This is a genomic window from Pedobacter sp. Hv1, assembly GCF_001412215.1.
Lineage (GTDB): Bacteria > Bacteroidota > Bacteroidia > Sphingobacteriales > Sphingobacteriaceae > Pedobacter.
In genome coordinates this window covers 292,111-306,596 of record NZ_LLWP01000002.1, presented here as the reverse complement: position 1 = coordinate 306,596, position 14,486 = coordinate 292,111, and the positions used below count along the sequence as shown (strand labels likewise).

At 36.7% G+C, this 14,486-nt stretch carries 14 protein-coding genes; 4 read left to right on the top strand and 10 right to left on the bottom strand.

Annotated elements, in window-relative coordinates; genetic code table 11:
• Positions 1–4 precede the first annotated feature (4 nt).
• Both AQF98_RS05610 and coaD read right to left on the bottom strand, forming a co-directional pair.
• A complete protein-coding gene (locus tag AQF98_RS05610) occupies positions 5–889 on the bottom strand; it encodes a TraB/GumN family protein (protein WP_055130937.1) in 885 nt (294 codons plus the stop codon).
• A 138-nt stretch (positions 890–1,027) separates the two neighbouring features.
• The gene (coaD, locus tag AQF98_RS05605; RefSeq protein WP_055130936.1) at positions 1,028–1,489 is read right to left on the bottom strand and encodes a pantetheine-phosphate adenylyltransferase; all 462 of its coding nucleotides are present in this window, start codon (positions 1,487–1,489) and stop codon (positions 1,028–1,030) included.
• A gap of 520 nt (positions 1,490–2,009) precedes the next feature.
• Between coaD and AQF98_RS05600 the strand changes: the two genes are divergently transcribed.
• The gene (locus AQF98_RS05600; RefSeq protein WP_055130935.1) at positions 2,010–3,425 is read left to right on the top strand and encodes a sialate O-acetylesterase; all 1,416 of its coding nucleotides are present in this window, start codon (positions 2,010–2,012) and stop codon (positions 3,423–3,425) included.
• Here AQF98_RS05600 and AQF98_RS05595 read toward each other — a convergent pair.
• Together AQF98_RS05595 and AQF98_RS05590 are read right to left on the bottom strand one after the other, a co-directional pair.
• Positions 3,418–3,957, bottom strand: a complete 540-nt coding sequence (locus AQF98_RS05595) for an RsmD family RNA methyltransferase (protein WP_055130934.1) — start codon at positions 3,955–3,957, stop codon at positions 3,418–3,420. The genes AQF98_RS05600 and AQF98_RS05595 overlap by 8 nt on opposite strands.
• Positions 3,948–4,775: a DUF3822 family protein gene (locus tag AQF98_RS05590; protein ID WP_055130933.1), complete on the bottom strand. Its 828-nt coding sequence runs from the start codon at positions 4,773–4,775 to the stop codon at positions 3,948–3,950. Before AQF98_RS05590 ends, AQF98_RS05595 begins: the two co-directional genes overlap by 10 nt.
• A 53-nt stretch (positions 4,776–4,828) precedes the next feature.
• Here AQF98_RS05590 and AQF98_RS05585 point away from each other — a divergent pair, with 53 nt between their 5' ends.
• The gene (locus AQF98_RS05585) at positions 4,829–6,277 is read left to right on the top strand and encodes an ATP-dependent RecD-like DNA helicase (RefSeq protein WP_055130932.1); all 1,449 of its coding nucleotides are present in this window, start codon (positions 4,829–4,831) and stop codon (positions 6,275–6,277) included.
• Here the strand turns inward: AQF98_RS05585 and AQF98_RS05580 are convergent.
• The 4 genes from AQF98_RS05580 to sppA form a co-directional block, all read right to left on the bottom strand.
• Positions 6,274–7,578, bottom strand: coding sequence for a sensor histidine kinase KdpD (locus AQF98_RS05580; RefSeq protein ID WP_055130931.1), 1,305 nt, complete (start codon positions 7,576–7,578; stop codon positions 6,274–6,276). The genes AQF98_RS05585 and AQF98_RS05580 overlap by 4 nt on opposite strands.
• A gap of 160 nt (positions 7,579–7,738) precedes the next feature.
• Positions 7,739–7,942 carry a cold-shock protein gene (locus tag AQF98_RS05575; RefSeq protein ID WP_055130930.1) on the bottom strand — a complete coding sequence of 68 codons (204 nt, stop codon included), beginning with the start codon at positions 7,940–7,942 and terminating at the stop codon, positions 7,739–7,741.
• Positions 7,943–8,121: 179 nt separating this feature from the next.
• Entirely contained in the window at positions 8,122–8,643 is a 522-nt protein-coding gene (gene idi, locus AQF98_RS05570; protein WP_055130929.1) for an isopentenyl-diphosphate Delta-isomerase, read from the bottom strand.
• A 305-nt stretch (positions 8,644–8,948) separates the two neighbouring features.
• Positions 8,949–10,721, bottom strand: a complete 1,773-nt coding sequence (gene sppA / locus AQF98_RS05565) for a signal peptide peptidase SppA (protein WP_055130928.1) — start codon at positions 10,719–10,721, stop codon at positions 8,949–8,951.
• Between the two features lie 119 nt (positions 10,722–10,840).
• Here sppA and folK point away from each other — a divergent pair, with 119 nt between their 5' ends.
• Both folK and AQF98_RS05555 read left to right on the top strand, forming a co-directional pair.
• Positions 10,841–11,344, top strand: coding sequence for a 2-amino-4-hydroxy-6-hydroxymethyldihydropteridine diphosphokinase (gene folK, locus AQF98_RS05560; RefSeq protein ID WP_055130927.1), 504 nt, complete (start codon positions 10,841–10,843; stop codon positions 11,342–11,344).
• Between the two features lie 106 nt (positions 11,345–11,450).
• Positions 11,451–11,828 (top strand): Hpt domain-containing protein, encoded by a 378-nt coding sequence (locus tag AQF98_RS05555; protein ID WP_055130926.1) that lies wholly within the window; start codon positions 11,451–11,453, stop codon positions 11,826–11,828.
• Between the two features lie 6 nt (positions 11,829–11,834).
• Here the strand turns inward: AQF98_RS05555 and pssA are convergent, their stop codons facing one another.
• Both pssA and rho read right to left on the bottom strand, forming a co-directional pair.
• Entirely contained in the window at positions 11,835–12,521 is a 687-nt protein-coding gene (pssA, locus tag AQF98_RS05550) for a CDP-diacylglycerol--serine O-phosphatidyltransferase (protein ID WP_055130925.1), read from the bottom strand.
• Positions 12,522–12,599: 78 nt separating this feature from the next.
• Positions 12,600–14,381 (bottom strand): transcription termination factor Rho, encoded by a 1,782-nt coding sequence (gene rho / locus AQF98_RS05545; protein WP_055130924.1) that lies wholly within the window; start codon positions 14,379–14,381, stop codon positions 12,600–12,602.
• Positions 14,382–14,486 lie beyond the last annotated feature (105 nt).

The following is a 14,486-nucleotide window of genomic DNA, read 5'->3' as shown; positions in this document are numbered from 1 at the left end:
GTGATTAATGAACAGGTGTAACTTTATAACCTTTTGATCTTAAAAGCGAAATTACGCCTTCTTTACCTAATAAATGTCCGCAACCAATGCCAAAAAATGTCGATTTGTTTTTCATAATGGCTGGCATTCTATCGGCCCATAAATGGTTACGTACAGGCAATAACTGACGGTATCCCTCTGGGTTGGTGGTGCTAAACTCTAACATCAATTGGTCAATGGTGTTCACATCTTCAACTACATAAGCTTCGTAAATGGTTTTGAAAATTTTGTTCATTTCTGCATCATTGTTCATTTTTAGATAGCTGGCCATATCTTTTGGATCAAAAATCTTATCCAAAAAAGAGTACTGTTCTTCAATAGTAGACAAACCCTCAATAGATTTGTTGGCTGCTTTGGTCTGCTTGATGATCTCGCTCTCAAAGCTCATCACCTTACAGGTAAAGGAAGCCTGGAATATAGAAGCCACGATTAGCATCGGCTTGATGTTTTCTAATTGCTTAAGGCCAACTTTTAGCTTTTTGTTAACCACAGAATCTACAATTTTGTAATCTGCAGCACTAATTTGGGCTGATAGGGGCTGCGTGCTTTTCATGTACTTCTGACTTTGGGCAGCAACATCTGGCGCAGCTAAATTAATCTCTAAATAACTTTGTTCGGTCTGGTCAATTGCATTTTTCACTTTTGCAGGCATCGAGAATTTGTCTTCGCAGATCATGTGTACGGTACCAAATAAATAAGATGGTTTTTGCAATCCGTTACCCTCAATTTTCCATAATAAGGCATTGTCTTTATTTTTATTTTGGGCATACGTATTTGAGCCTATAAAAAGGATGATCAGTAAAAAGCTAACTTTTAAAGTTTGAACGAAGGTGGTGTTTAAGGTTTTCATAATTGTATTGTTTTAATTTACCCCATTAGTAGGCGATTTTTTAAAACGTTACATTAGAAAATAAAATTTTTTAAACTTTATTGTAATAGCCTGATTGATAGCGATGTTTTTACGTTTTTTTAGAAAAATGAATTTAACTTATAAGAAATTCAATGCCTCTTGAGGTACAAAAGGACTTACATCTCCATTATTGCGCAAAATATCGCGAACAATGGTAGAGCTAATGGCCGAATACTCGGGCTTGCTTAACAATAGAATGGTTTCTACATCGGGCATCATGGTTTGGTTAATCTGGGCGATTGCTCGTTCGTACTCAAAATCTGAGGCCGATCGGATCCCACGAACCATATACTTTGCATCAATCTTACGACAGAAGTCGACTGTTAATCCTTCGTATAACTGTACTTCAACATTGGCATAAGAAGTGAAAATGCTTTTTACAATCTCTTCTCTTTTTTCTGCCGACAGGAAATTCTGTTTCGAGCTATTTAAGCCTATGCCTACAACAACACGATCAAATAGGGGTAAAGACCTCTTTAAAATATCAACATGTGCAATGGTAATCGGATCAAATGAGCCAGGAAATAACGCTATTTTCATATTCAAATATAGGGAAGTTAAGGAGAAAGTTTAAAGTGGAAAGTGAAAAGTTGAAGGTAGAAAGTTATACGTTATAAGTTTTAAGTAAGTCCTGTTCACAAAATCGAGATAATTTGCTAGGTCTTTATACTTAGTACTTACTACTTTGTACTAATGAACTATTGACCAATGAACCAATAAATTTGTCAGTCTGAGCCTGTCGAAGACTTTTTGGTAATTACACTTCGACAAGCTCAGTGTGACAATTCGGCGTTAAAAGTGTAAAGTTGAAAGTATTCACAAAATGTGAAGTTTACTGGGCGTATTCACAAAATTGAGATGTTTTGCTTAATCTTTATACTTACTACTTAGTACTATTGAATCTATTCCCTATTTCCCATTCCCTATTCTCTACCCTGTCTTTATACTTTATACTATTGAATCTATTTACAATTCCCTATTCCCTACCTAAACCAAAGCACTAATAAATTTAAACAAATCGATTTAATTTTCTATTTTTAATCACCTATGATCAACTTTTATGAAAAAAATATTTTTAATCCTTTTGACAAGCCTTATGCTTTGTCAAGGAAAAAGCAATGCAAATGTTCGCTTACCAGCAGTAATTGCCAGCAACATGGTCCTTCAGCGACAATCCAATGTCAATTTGTGGGGCTGGTCTGATCCTGCCGAAAAAATTTACATTACCACCTCTTGGAGTAATAAAAAGTATGCTGTAACCGCTAATGATAATGCCCAATGGAAGCTAAATATAGCTACTCCAAAGGCTGGTGGTCCGTATACGATTACCATTAAGGGCAATAATCAAATTGTATTAACAAATATACTTATTGGAGAAGTTTGGGTGTGTTCTGGCCAATCGAACATGGAATGGAGCAGTAATGAAGGCAATAAGCAAATACTAGAAGAGATGCCCAAAAGCGCAAACGATCAAATTCGTTTGTTTCATGTGCCGAAAACCACAGCAGATACCCCCCAGGCCGATTGTTTAGGCCAATGGAAGGTTTGTGGGCCAGAAAGTTTGAAGGGATTTAGTGCAATTGGGTACTTTTATGCTAAAAAATTACAAAAAGAATTAGGCGTGCCAGTGGGTATCATCAATGCCAGTTGGGGTGGTACAGCTGCAGAAGCATGGACAGCCAGCCAAGTCATCACTAGTAATGAGACCTTAAAAAATGCCGCCTCCAAATTAGTAAGGGGGCCTTGTTGCCCTGTAGAACCCGGTGTGCTTTTCAACGCCATGATCAATCCGCTTACCAATTTTAACATTGCTGGGGTAATCTGGTACCAAGGCGAAAGCAATACCAAAACCAATGGTACGTATCAATCTTTATTTACCAGTATGATCAAGGATTGGCGTAAACAATGGCAAAAAGAATTTCCTTTCTATTTTGTACAGATTGCACCTTACCGATACGATATCACAAACATTGGTATCTTACTTAGAGAGCAACAAACAAAGTCGTTAGCCTTGCCAAATACAGGTATGGTGGTTATTAGCGATCTGGTAGATAATGTAAATGACATCCATCCCCAAAATAAATTAGATGTAGCCAATAGATTAGCCAAACTGGCCTTGGCTAAAACCTATAAAAAAGATGTTGGCGTTTACCAAAGCCCGCTTTTTAAGCAAATGCAAATGAAAGCTGCAAAGGTAATGCTGTTTTTTGATCATGCCCCAACAGGTTTTAAGGTTAAAGGAAGTGGTGAGCCAAGTAATTTTTTGATAGCTGGAGCAAACAAGGTATTTGTACCTGCCGAGGTGAAATTGGAAAAAGACAGGATTGTAGTTTGGAGCAAAGACGTTTCAGAACCATTGGCTGTTCGTTTTGCATTTGACAATACTTCAATGCCTAACGTATTTAATAAAGAGGGTTTGCCATTAACAGCTTTTAGAACAGATAACTGGGAAGTAGCAACTATACCAATTAAATAACCTTTTCAAAAAAACTAAAAGAAGAATTTCCGTATTTCCTTACTTCAGTAAAACCGGGTAGGTGGTTCAACTTCAGCATTGGTGGATGTTCTACAATCAAGGTGCCGTTATCGGTTAACAGGTTGTGCTCCATTACCAATTGTGGGATGAGCGGAATATTGGGCAAATCGTAAGGAGGATCGGCAAAAATGATGTGATATTGATGGGTATCTTGTGCCAAAAACTTAAAAGTATCGGCTTTTTGAGCATCAATCTCATTTAATCCATATTGTGCAATTACAGATTTGATCCAAAATACACAACCAGAATGCTTGTCGACTGCTGTTACCTGTTTAATTCCTCTAGAAGCAAATTCTATACAGATGCTGCCAGTGCCACTAAAAAGATCCAACACGTTACACTCTTCAAAATCGTAGGTATTGTACAAAATGTTAAAAAGGGCCTCTTTGGCCATGTCTGTGGTTGGTCTAACCGGTAGTTTGGCAGGTGCATTGAACTGTTTGCCTTTTAGTTTGCCGCCTATTATACGCATAGGTCTAGGGCTAATAAACTGCTGTAATAATGCAAAGGCATTTCATCAAGTATCTCTTGCTCAGGCTGATTGTCTATATTGATAAACTGAATGGAGGTAAAGTATTTTAACAGGCAATTGTATTTTTCATCCTCTAGGTGGATAATGCCTGCCAAGTGGATATTGGTTTCTTTAGGGTCGATATTTAACTGATTGATGATCAGTAAGAGGTAATAATTAAACTCTTCGATATTGTCTATTTCATAACACTGCTGAAAAACAACTTGCTGATCTTTAAGGTATAAGGCGTGGAATGAGCCTACAGAAAAATCTAAGCATAAGCTGGTTCCGGTCATATTTTCAGCTAATGCGAATAAGCCTGCATTGTGCTGATATCTTTTAAGGTTGCCTAAATGCGTGCTTAAAAGCTGATCTGTAGTTTTTGGCAGTGCAAAAACAGTGGTAAAGCCAAAATGATTAAGACTTTGTGTGTACAGGTTACTTTGGTTTGCACCTGTTAAAAATTTTGAATGTGTAGTTAAACTGTTTTCGTTATACGCCACATTAGGTATGGCTATACTATCTGTGGTATATATGGCAGTTTTAACTTCCTGATAAGCTAAGGTTAGATAAGGATCTGTTTTTAAACGCTCGGCAAGCTTTAGCGTGCCATCTTCACATTCCTGTTCATCAAAAACAACATAAACCTGTTTGGTTTCCTTATTAAGGATCGCATAAGAAAGGTGGTCTGTACCAACTTTTACCAGTAGATTGCAAGCTGATGAAGATGCTGGGTCAAATGCTGGGTCTATTAATAAAATGTTATTATTGTTATTCATCTGGTGCAAAAATAATTCTTTTTTCTATAACATTACCATTGCATCTTTGCTAAATGGATAAAGCCAATGTTATTGCCCAATCGTATCCTTTCGAACCTACTACAGAGCAATTGATTTTTTGTGATAAAGCAAGCACTTTTTTAGCGAAAAACGAAACAGATCGTTGCTTTATTTTAAGGGGTTATGCGGGTACGGGTAAAACCACTTCTGTGGCTGCTTTGGTAAAGGCTTTGCCCAAATTTAAGTTAAAAGTGGTTTTATTGGCGCCTACTGGTAGAGCCGCAAAGGTAATTAGCAATTATACTGGTAAAAGAGCACTCACCATCCATAAAAAGATCTACCGCAAACGCAGTGCGGTAAGCATGGACATGGCTTTTCAATTGGCCCCCAATTTGGCAGAACATACCTTGTTTATTGTAGATGAGGCTTCGATGATTGCAGATGAATGGAACCCTCAAAACGGATCCTCATTTTTAAAAGACCTTATTGAGTTTGTGTACCAACCCGGACCAACCGGAAAAGATAAAAATTGTTCGCTGTTATTTGTGGGCGATACCGCACAGTTACCGCCAGTAGGCAGCATAGATAGCCCTGCTTTAAATGAAAAGTACTTAACAGATCATTTCGGTCTTAAAGTTACTGCTGTAGAGCTTAAGGAAGTGGTAAGGCAGGAAAAGAAATCGGGTATTCTGGCCAATGCCACCATGTTAAGAAGCTTGATCAATACCTACAGTGAAGATCAAAAACCACTACCCAAATTTATCACTAAAAGTTACAAAGATATTTTTAGCATGACAGGGGTTAAACTGGTAGAAGGATTTGAATATGCCTATAGTAAATTTGGAATTGAGAATGCATTGATGGTGTGCCGTTCTAATAAATCGGCTAACGTATACAACAACCAGATTAGAGCAAGGTTGCTGTACCGTGATGAAGAATTAAGTGGGGGCGATCAGATTATGGTGGTGCGCAACAATTATTTTTGGCTACCAGATAATCCAGATACTGCTTTTATTGCCAATGGCGACATGGCAAAGGTAGTTAGGGTAAGGAGAGAAGAGGAACGTTATGGGTTAAGGTTTGCAGAGGTGCAATTGGAATTTTTAGACTTTCCAGATGCTGGAACAATTACCTGTAAAGTGATTTTAGATACCTTACAAGCAGAAACACCAAATTTACCACAAGCGCAAAGCAAACTATTGTTTGATGGGTTGATGGCCGATTATGAGCACCTGAACAGCAAACGAGAAAAGATGGTGGCCATTAAAGAAGACCCGTATTACAATGCGCTGCAGATTAAATTTGCCTATGCAGTAACTTGCCATAAGGCACAGGGTGGCCAATGGGATGCTGTTTTTGTAGACCAAGGGTATTTAACTGATGAAATGGTAGATCTTGATTTTTTACGTTGGCTATATACTGCGGTAACCAGAGCTAAACAACAATTGTTCTTGGTTAATTTTTCGCAAAACTTGTTTGCTACAACACAAGAAGAATACTAAGCAATAGGTAGCTGAATGGTAAAGGTAGTACCTTCGTTTTCCTTACTGCTCATTAACAGCAAACCATGGTGTTGCTCAATTATCTTTTTAGCAATGTGTAGCCCCAAACCGATAGATTTTTCGCCTTGCAAGCCTCTGCGACCTGCTTTAGAAAACTGATTAAAAATGTACTCTTGTAATTTTGCCGGAATACCTATCCCAAAATCGGTAACTGTAATAATTATCCTGCTTTTGAGTTGGTTTACCTTAATTTCTATCGGTGTATTTTCGGCAGAAAACTTTAAACCATTGCTAATTAAATTGTCGATTACACGTTCTAGCTTTGAAGAATTGATTTGAGCAAAGATTTCGGTTGTGGTAGGTACAAATACAAATTCTCTTTTGGTATTTGCTCGCCATTTCTGAATAATACTTAACAACAAAACCCCAATATCCAGTTTTTCTGTTTGCAGGTTTGGTTGATCTTGTTTGGCTGCTTCAATTAAGTCGTTGATAATTTCTTTGGCTTGTTTAGCAGCATTAGAAATCATTTGGGCCTCACTATTGTCTTTGTCTTCCAATAACAAAAAGCCACTTAAAGCTTCAATATTGTTCAATGGGTTTCTTAAATCGTGTGCAACAAAACCTAAAATCTCTCCTTTTTGATTGTTCAAATGTGCAATTTCCAGGTTTTTTTCTTCGAGCTGTTTAAGCCGTACAAAATGTTGCGATTTAAAACAGTAGTTGTACCTAGAAAAACAGACCAATATAAAACCAAGTATTACAGCCGCGAGCAGGTTCATGATCTTGTCCTGAAACGTAATTTTAGGAATAACCATGCCCAATAAAAAAATAGCAATAATGAAAAAAGCGATGAGGATAATTTCGTTGCGCTCTACCATAAAAAACAAACTTACGGCCACAATGCCAATTAAAAACATGGTTAATGTATTTTTGGTGTTGTAGGTAGACACTACGTAGCTAATGGCAAATGAGGTAACCAGTACAAAAAGTATAAACAAAATGGTAAGGGCTTTCTTACTTGCCTTGTTCCATTTGATGGAGTTTAATGCAAAAGTGCTCAATGTTAAAAATAGAAGACTCCCCGTAATTTGGACCCAATTGATTAAAGAATATTCAGCATATCTCTCAATTTTGATCACTTGATCATGGTAATAAATGGCAATGATTCTGCTAAAAATAGTAACTGCTAAAATAACCGTGCTTAAAATTCTTACTTGCTTAAGATTGGCAACATGATAGAATTCTTTAAAAGCATTCGCAAAGTTTGCTGGGGTTTTATACGTAAAAAGTGATAACAATGAGGAAGTTTTAGACGCTAAAATTAGTAAAACCTAATAAGTTATGCGCAAAAATTTTCTAATTCTTAAGTAATGTTTTAAAATATCCTAAAATCAAAAAGCCATCTACCTGGGGTGGATGGCTTTTGTGCATCAAATAAATAAATAAAAAAATTACTACTTATCCAACTACTTTTACGTTTTCAGCTTCAGGGCCTTTTTTGCCTTCTTTTACAGTATATTCTACTGTTTGTCCTTCTTGCAGTGATCTTTGTCCTGAAGATTGGATCGCTGAATGGTGGCAAAATATATCTTTACCGCCTTCTTCTGGAGTTATAAAACCAAAGCCTTTAGCATCATTAAACCATTTTACTGTACCTGTCATAACTACTTATTATTAAATTAAAAAGTGAAGATAACAATTTCAATATAAAAGCTTAAATTATTTTCATACAATTACAATTAATTAACTAATTGACTCTGTAAACTTAACAGCTTGGCCAGAAATATTAAAATTGTATGCTGAAATGGCTTGTTTTTTATTTGAACACTAAGTTTTAAGGTTTAAAAAATTTGGAGGTGACTTTTCATCACCTTGTTGAAACAGATTTTTAACCATTCGGTATATCGGTCTGGATGAGTTTCGATGTCTTTTTCTAAGGTTTCCATGCTCACATATTTGTAATCGGCTACCTCATTGGCCACAGGTTTAGGCATGTCGTTACTTAAACCAAAAAAAACATGGTCAAATTCATGTTCGGCAATGCCATTGAGCATATCTGCCTTGTAAATGAAATTAAAGCCATATTGCAGGTCGCATTCCATTCCCATTTCTTCTTTTAAACGACGATTGGCTGCATCAATGGTTTGTTCGCCCAATCTGGGATGGCTGCAGCACGTATTTGTCCATTTGCCCCCAGAATGATATTTGCCTAAAGCCCTTTGTTGTAATAATAGTTCTCCCTCACTATTAAATATAAAAATAGAAAAAGCACGATGAAGTAAACCTTTGATATGCGCTTCCATTTTAGGCATAATCCCAGTTTCATTATCGTATTGATCTACAAGTATTACGTTTTCTGTCAACTCTTAACTTTTATATTAATCCACCTGTTTATCTGCGTTGTTTTTTTCTTGATTAAACTTCCTCAAATTTATCAATCCAATTTCAACGCTCTTTTATTCTAAGTGCAAAAATAAGTGGGTAATTTGATATTCTTTGTAGATATAATACTACTTTGACAGATAATTACATTGATATGTTATATAGTTTAGACTCTTTAGTGATTTAAAGTGTTGATATTAAGCTATTAACGTTTGAGTTTTGGGGTAAGGGAATAAAAAAAGCTGCCCAATAATTTGAACAGCTTTTGAATATGATTTTTCAAGGATTATTTGATCTGGATCTCGTAGTCCATTCTGGCTTGTATGCCCGAATTAACGATTGCTTTTTGCATTTGTTTATAGATCAGGTAATTCTCGCCCAATTCTTTTTTAGTATAGTACACGCTAATGTTTTCTTTAGCATTAGAAAGGAAAGATTTAAAAGGATCGATCTTTTCTGGATATTCTACTACTTTATACTCACTTAATTTGGCTTTTTTAGCTGCAGAAACAATGGCATCATTGAAACTACCCAAGCGATCGGCCAGACCAATTTTTACAGCATCTGTTCCAATCCAAACATGGCCACCACCAATGCTATCAACCTGTGCTTTTGTTTTTTTACGACCATCGGCCACACGGGTAATAAAGCTATCGTATACATGGTTTACATCATTTTGGATAATGAAACGTTCGCCTGCAGTTAAGGGACGGTTTAAGCTCATGATATCGGCATATTTTCCGGTTTTAACCCCATCAAAAGTGATTCCTAATTTATTGGTCAATAAGTTTTGTAGGTTAGGAATGATGCCAAATACACCAATTGAACCGGTAATGGTATTGGGCTGAACAAAAATACTATCAGCTGCACAACCAATGTAATAACCACCAGATGCGGCCACATCGCCGAAAGAGGCAATTACAGGTTTAATCTTTTTACTCAATACAATTTCTCTCCAAATTACATCAGAGGCCAATGCACTGCCACCACCAGAATTTACACGTAAAACGATGGCTTTAATGTCATCATCTAACCTTGCTTTTCTAATGGCTCTAGAAATACGCTCAGAACCAATTTGTTGGTCAGAACCTTCGCCACCTACAATATCGCCATTGGCATAAATTACAGCCACCTTGTTTTTGCTAGTATAGGTTGCTTCTACAGGTAGGTTTTTAATGTAATCGTTGATGCTGATAGTAGTAATACTGGCTTTTTTGTCTTTGCCTGTAATGTTTTTCAACTCATCTAAAACCTCATCCTTATATTTTAACGCATCGACCATTTTATAGGCCAAAGCATCTTTTGGTAGTTGAATTTTATAATCGTCTGCCAATACAAATAAGCTATCTGTACTAATTTTTCTGGTTTCGGAAATGCCCTGTAAAAAGGTTTTATATAATCCACCAACGTAGGCGGTTACTTGCTGGCGGTTGTAATCGCTCATTTTTGTAGTGATAAAAGGCTCAACAGCACTTTTATAATTACCCACACGAATAATTTGAGCTTCTACACCTAATTTGTCTAATGCCCCCTTAAAAAAGGTAAGTTGAGAGCTAAAGCCCTTAAACTCTAAAGCGCCTTGTGGGTTAAGGTAAACCTTATCGGCAGCAGAAGCGAGGTAATAAGCACCTTGGCTATATATTTCGCTATAAGCAATTACAGGTTTTTTGCTTTTTCTGAAATCTAGAATGGCATTTCTAACTTCGAGCATGGTAGCCATGCCTGCATTTGGTGCGCTCACATTAATGTAAACACATTCAATATTATCATCGTTCTTAGCTGCTTTTAACGCTTTAATCAAGTCGTTAAAACCAACACTCTTGTTTTCGCTTCCACCAATAATAGGCAACCCTGCTAAAGAATTTTCGGGTGTACGCTCGGTAATTGCTTGGTCTAAATCTAAGAAAAGAACCGAATTGCTCTTTACTTCTACTTTTTTGTCTTCGCCTATTGAAGATATTGCTCCAACGAGTATTACAAAGAATAAAACAACCAGAACTACCGTAGAAATCACAATTCCTACAACTGTTGCAAAAACATATTTAAAAAACTCTCTCATCTGATAGGTAAATATTTATTTTGTAAATATATAAAACTGAACGGGCATCTTATAGTAAATTTGGACCTGTTGATTTGAACAAACGAACATTAGATTTTTTACTTACCGCTTAGCCTGATATGTGTATAGACAACATTAATACTTATTTGTTACTCGGAAGCAATTTGGGCAATAGAGAACAGTATCTAGAAAATGCCCTGAAATTGATCCAAGAAACGGTGGGGCCTATTTTTGCAAAATCTGCTATTTACGAAACAGAGGCCTGGGGTAAAACAGACCAACCAGGTTTTTTAAACTTGGCAATTGGTGTAACAACTTCATTAACACCTACAGTTTTATTAGAAACGGTTTTAGCCATTGAAAAAACCTTGGGCCGTGTTAGACATGAGAAATGGGGCTCGCGGTTAATCGATATTGACATTATCTTGTATGGTGATCAAATTGTTAAAGTGGGCGATGAACTTCAAATTCCACATGTAGAGATGCAGCATAGAAAATTTGTGTTACAACCACTTGCAGAAATTGCACCAGAGGTGGTGCATCCCATTCTTCAACAAAGTATGGTGGAGCTGTTAAAAAATCTTAACGATCCACTAATTGTAGCAAAAAAGGCCATTTCTTAGGCTTTTTGAGGGGATGTTATTCAAAGCTGTAAAATAAAATGATGAATTGGTTTTAATATATTTTATGGGATTGCATTAAATCACAATTTTATCTAAGTTTGAAGCGATGATTGATCACAATAAAAATACCCAGCCACTTGACCTCTCTTATTTAAGAGACATGTCTGGCGATAGCGCCGAATTTATGATCGAAATGTTGGAAGCTTTTCAAAAGCAAACTCCAATTTACATGGCCGATTTAGAGCAGGCAGTTATTGCTAGAGATTGGAAAGCCACCTCAGAGTGTGCGCATAAAATGAAACCAACATTCTATTACGTAGGTAGGGAAGATGTAAGAGATCATATGCAAGAAATTGAAAGAAATGCCCGTGAGCTTAAAGAAATAGAAGGCATTCCGGCAGCTTTTGATGAAGCGAAGGCATTTGTCGAAATTCTTTACAAACAGCTAGACGAGGCAAAAGCCGTATTAGAACAGCAGCTTTAAGTGTAATTAAGCCTTATTGGCAATACCTCTAAAGTGTAAAACCGATAAGGTAATATACAGTACCAATACAAAAGGTATGGCTGCAAACTTTAAAAATACAATCAACAGTGCCGATAAAATAAGGAAGATAAACTTGAACTTGTTTTTGGCCCAAGTCATGTTGTTAAACTTCAAAGAAAAGATCTTAATTTCACTTACCAATAAAAAGCTGGTAATAGCCGTAATGGCTAACAATAGCATAGAAGAACCAATAATAGTTGGATAATCTAATGCGATAAAAGGCAATGAAACAATAAATAAAGTATTCATTGGGGTATTGAGGCCAATGAACTCTTCTGTCTGTCTTTCGTCTATGTTAAATTTGGCCAAGCGAAGGGCCGAAAACACGGTGATGATAAAACCTAAATAAGGTAGATAAGGAGAACTGAAATCGCTTACTTTTAGCAATTGAAACATCACCACACCTGGCAAAAACCCAAAACTTACCATGTCTGCCAGCGAATCTAATTCTTTGCCAATAGCCGATTTTACATTCAACAATCTGGCTACCATGCCATCAAAAAAATCGAAGATACCCGAAAGTAAAACAAAATAAGCTGCGGTTTGTAGATCGCCTTTAAATGCAAAAACAACACCTATACACCCAGAAAACAGGTTGGCACAGGTAATGGCATTAGGGATGTGTTTTTTCATTTAAGTTGTAAGTTATAGGTTATAAGTTTTAAGTGGTTAGTTGAACTTAAAACTTACCACTTAAAACTCAAAACTTTCTTATCCGTTCATTCCCATTAAGAATTCTTCGTTGGTTTTTGTGCCTTTAATTTGGGCCTGTACCAATTCCATAGCTTCCTGACTGTTCATATCGGCCAAGTGGTTACGCAATACCCAAATTCTTTGTAGGTTCTCTCTATCTAACAATAGATCGTCTCTACGTGTACTAGATGCAGTAATGTCGATAGCAGGGAAAATACGTTTGTTAGATAATTTACGATCTAACTGAAGCTCCATGTTACCAGTTCCTTTAAATTCTTCGAAGATTACTTCGTCCATTTTAGAACCTGTATCTGTTAATGCTGTAGCTAAAATGGTTAATGAACCACCTTTTTCAATGTTACGTGCTGCACCAAAGAAACGTTTTGGTTTGTGTAATGCATTGGCATCAACACCACCAGATAATATTTTACCAGATGCAGGAGCCGTTGTATTGTAAGCTCTTGCCAAACGGGTAATCGAATCTAATAAGATCACTACATCATGACCACATTCTACCAAACGTTTAGATTTCTCTAAAACGATATTGGCAATTTTTACATGGCGTTCTGCTGGCTCATCAAATGTAGAAGCAATTACCTCTGCTCTTACACTACGTGCCATATCGGTAACCTCCTCAGGGCGCTCATCAATTAATAAAATAATAAGATAAACTTCTGGGTGGTTTTTGGCAATGGCATTGGCTACCTCTTTTAACAAGTTGGTTTTACCAGTTTTAGGCTGTGCTACAATTAAACCACGCTGACCTTTACCAATTGGGGTAAATAGATCCATAATACGTGTAGAGTAATTGTTGCTATCTGTAAATAAATTGAGTTTTTCTGTTGGGAAAAGCGGAGTTAAATAATCAAATGGAACGCGGTCACGCACATCGGCAGGAATTCGGCCGTTAATGCTGATTACTTTTACCAATGGAAAATATTTTTCTCCTTCTTTTGGTGGACGGATACTTCCATTCACCGTATCACCAGTTTTTAGACCAAATAATTTGATCTGCGATTGTGATACATAAATATCATCTGGTGAAGAAAGATAGTTGTAATCTGCAGAACGTAAAAAGCCATAACCGTCAGGCATAATCTCTAAAACACCCTCGTTCGTAATGGTATTGTCGAAATCTAGATTAGAATAACTGGTTTCGTTTTGTTTATGGCTACCACCATTCTGGTTGGGGTTGTTCTGGTTTTTTTGAGGACGATTGGCGTTCTCTTCTCTAGGTGCTCTTTCTTCTCTTACAGGTTTTTCTTCGCCTGCAGGTACATTTTTAGCATCTTTAACAGGTCTTGCCTCTTTAGGCAATCTGTCTTTTTTACCTGGGTTAGGTTGTTGCGACTGGTTGGCCTGATTTTGTAATTTGGTAGCAATTGTTTCCAATCGCTCCGGATCATCGTTAAAATCTGGTGGAACAACAACAACTGGTGGTTCAACTTCAATTTCTGCTTGTGGTTCTACATTGCGAAATTGTGGTTCATCAAATAAGGTTATTCTTTCGCGTTCAGGTTGAGGCTGAGTGCTTTTGTCGTCTTTTGAAATACGAGCTCTCTTTTTAGCAACAGGTTTTTCTGCAGCATTTTCCTTGTTCGCTTTAACTTTTGCCTCTTTAATTGGCGTAGCTTTTTCGGGGGCTACCTCAGCGCTTGTGCTTTTATCAGCTTGTTGCTGTAAAATTTGTTCAATAAGGTCATTTTTGCGCAAATCGTCTGCGTTGTTAATGCCTTCTTTTTTTGCCAACTCACGTAATTCAGCAGTCAGCTTTTCAGTTAATTCTGTTTTATTAAACATTTATATGTGCTTGTCGAGAAATTTTTTATAGGGTTTATCAAAAGAATATAGTGGAAAAATGCTCTTTAAAACATTTATGATAACAATTTTGGTTGAGATTTTTCT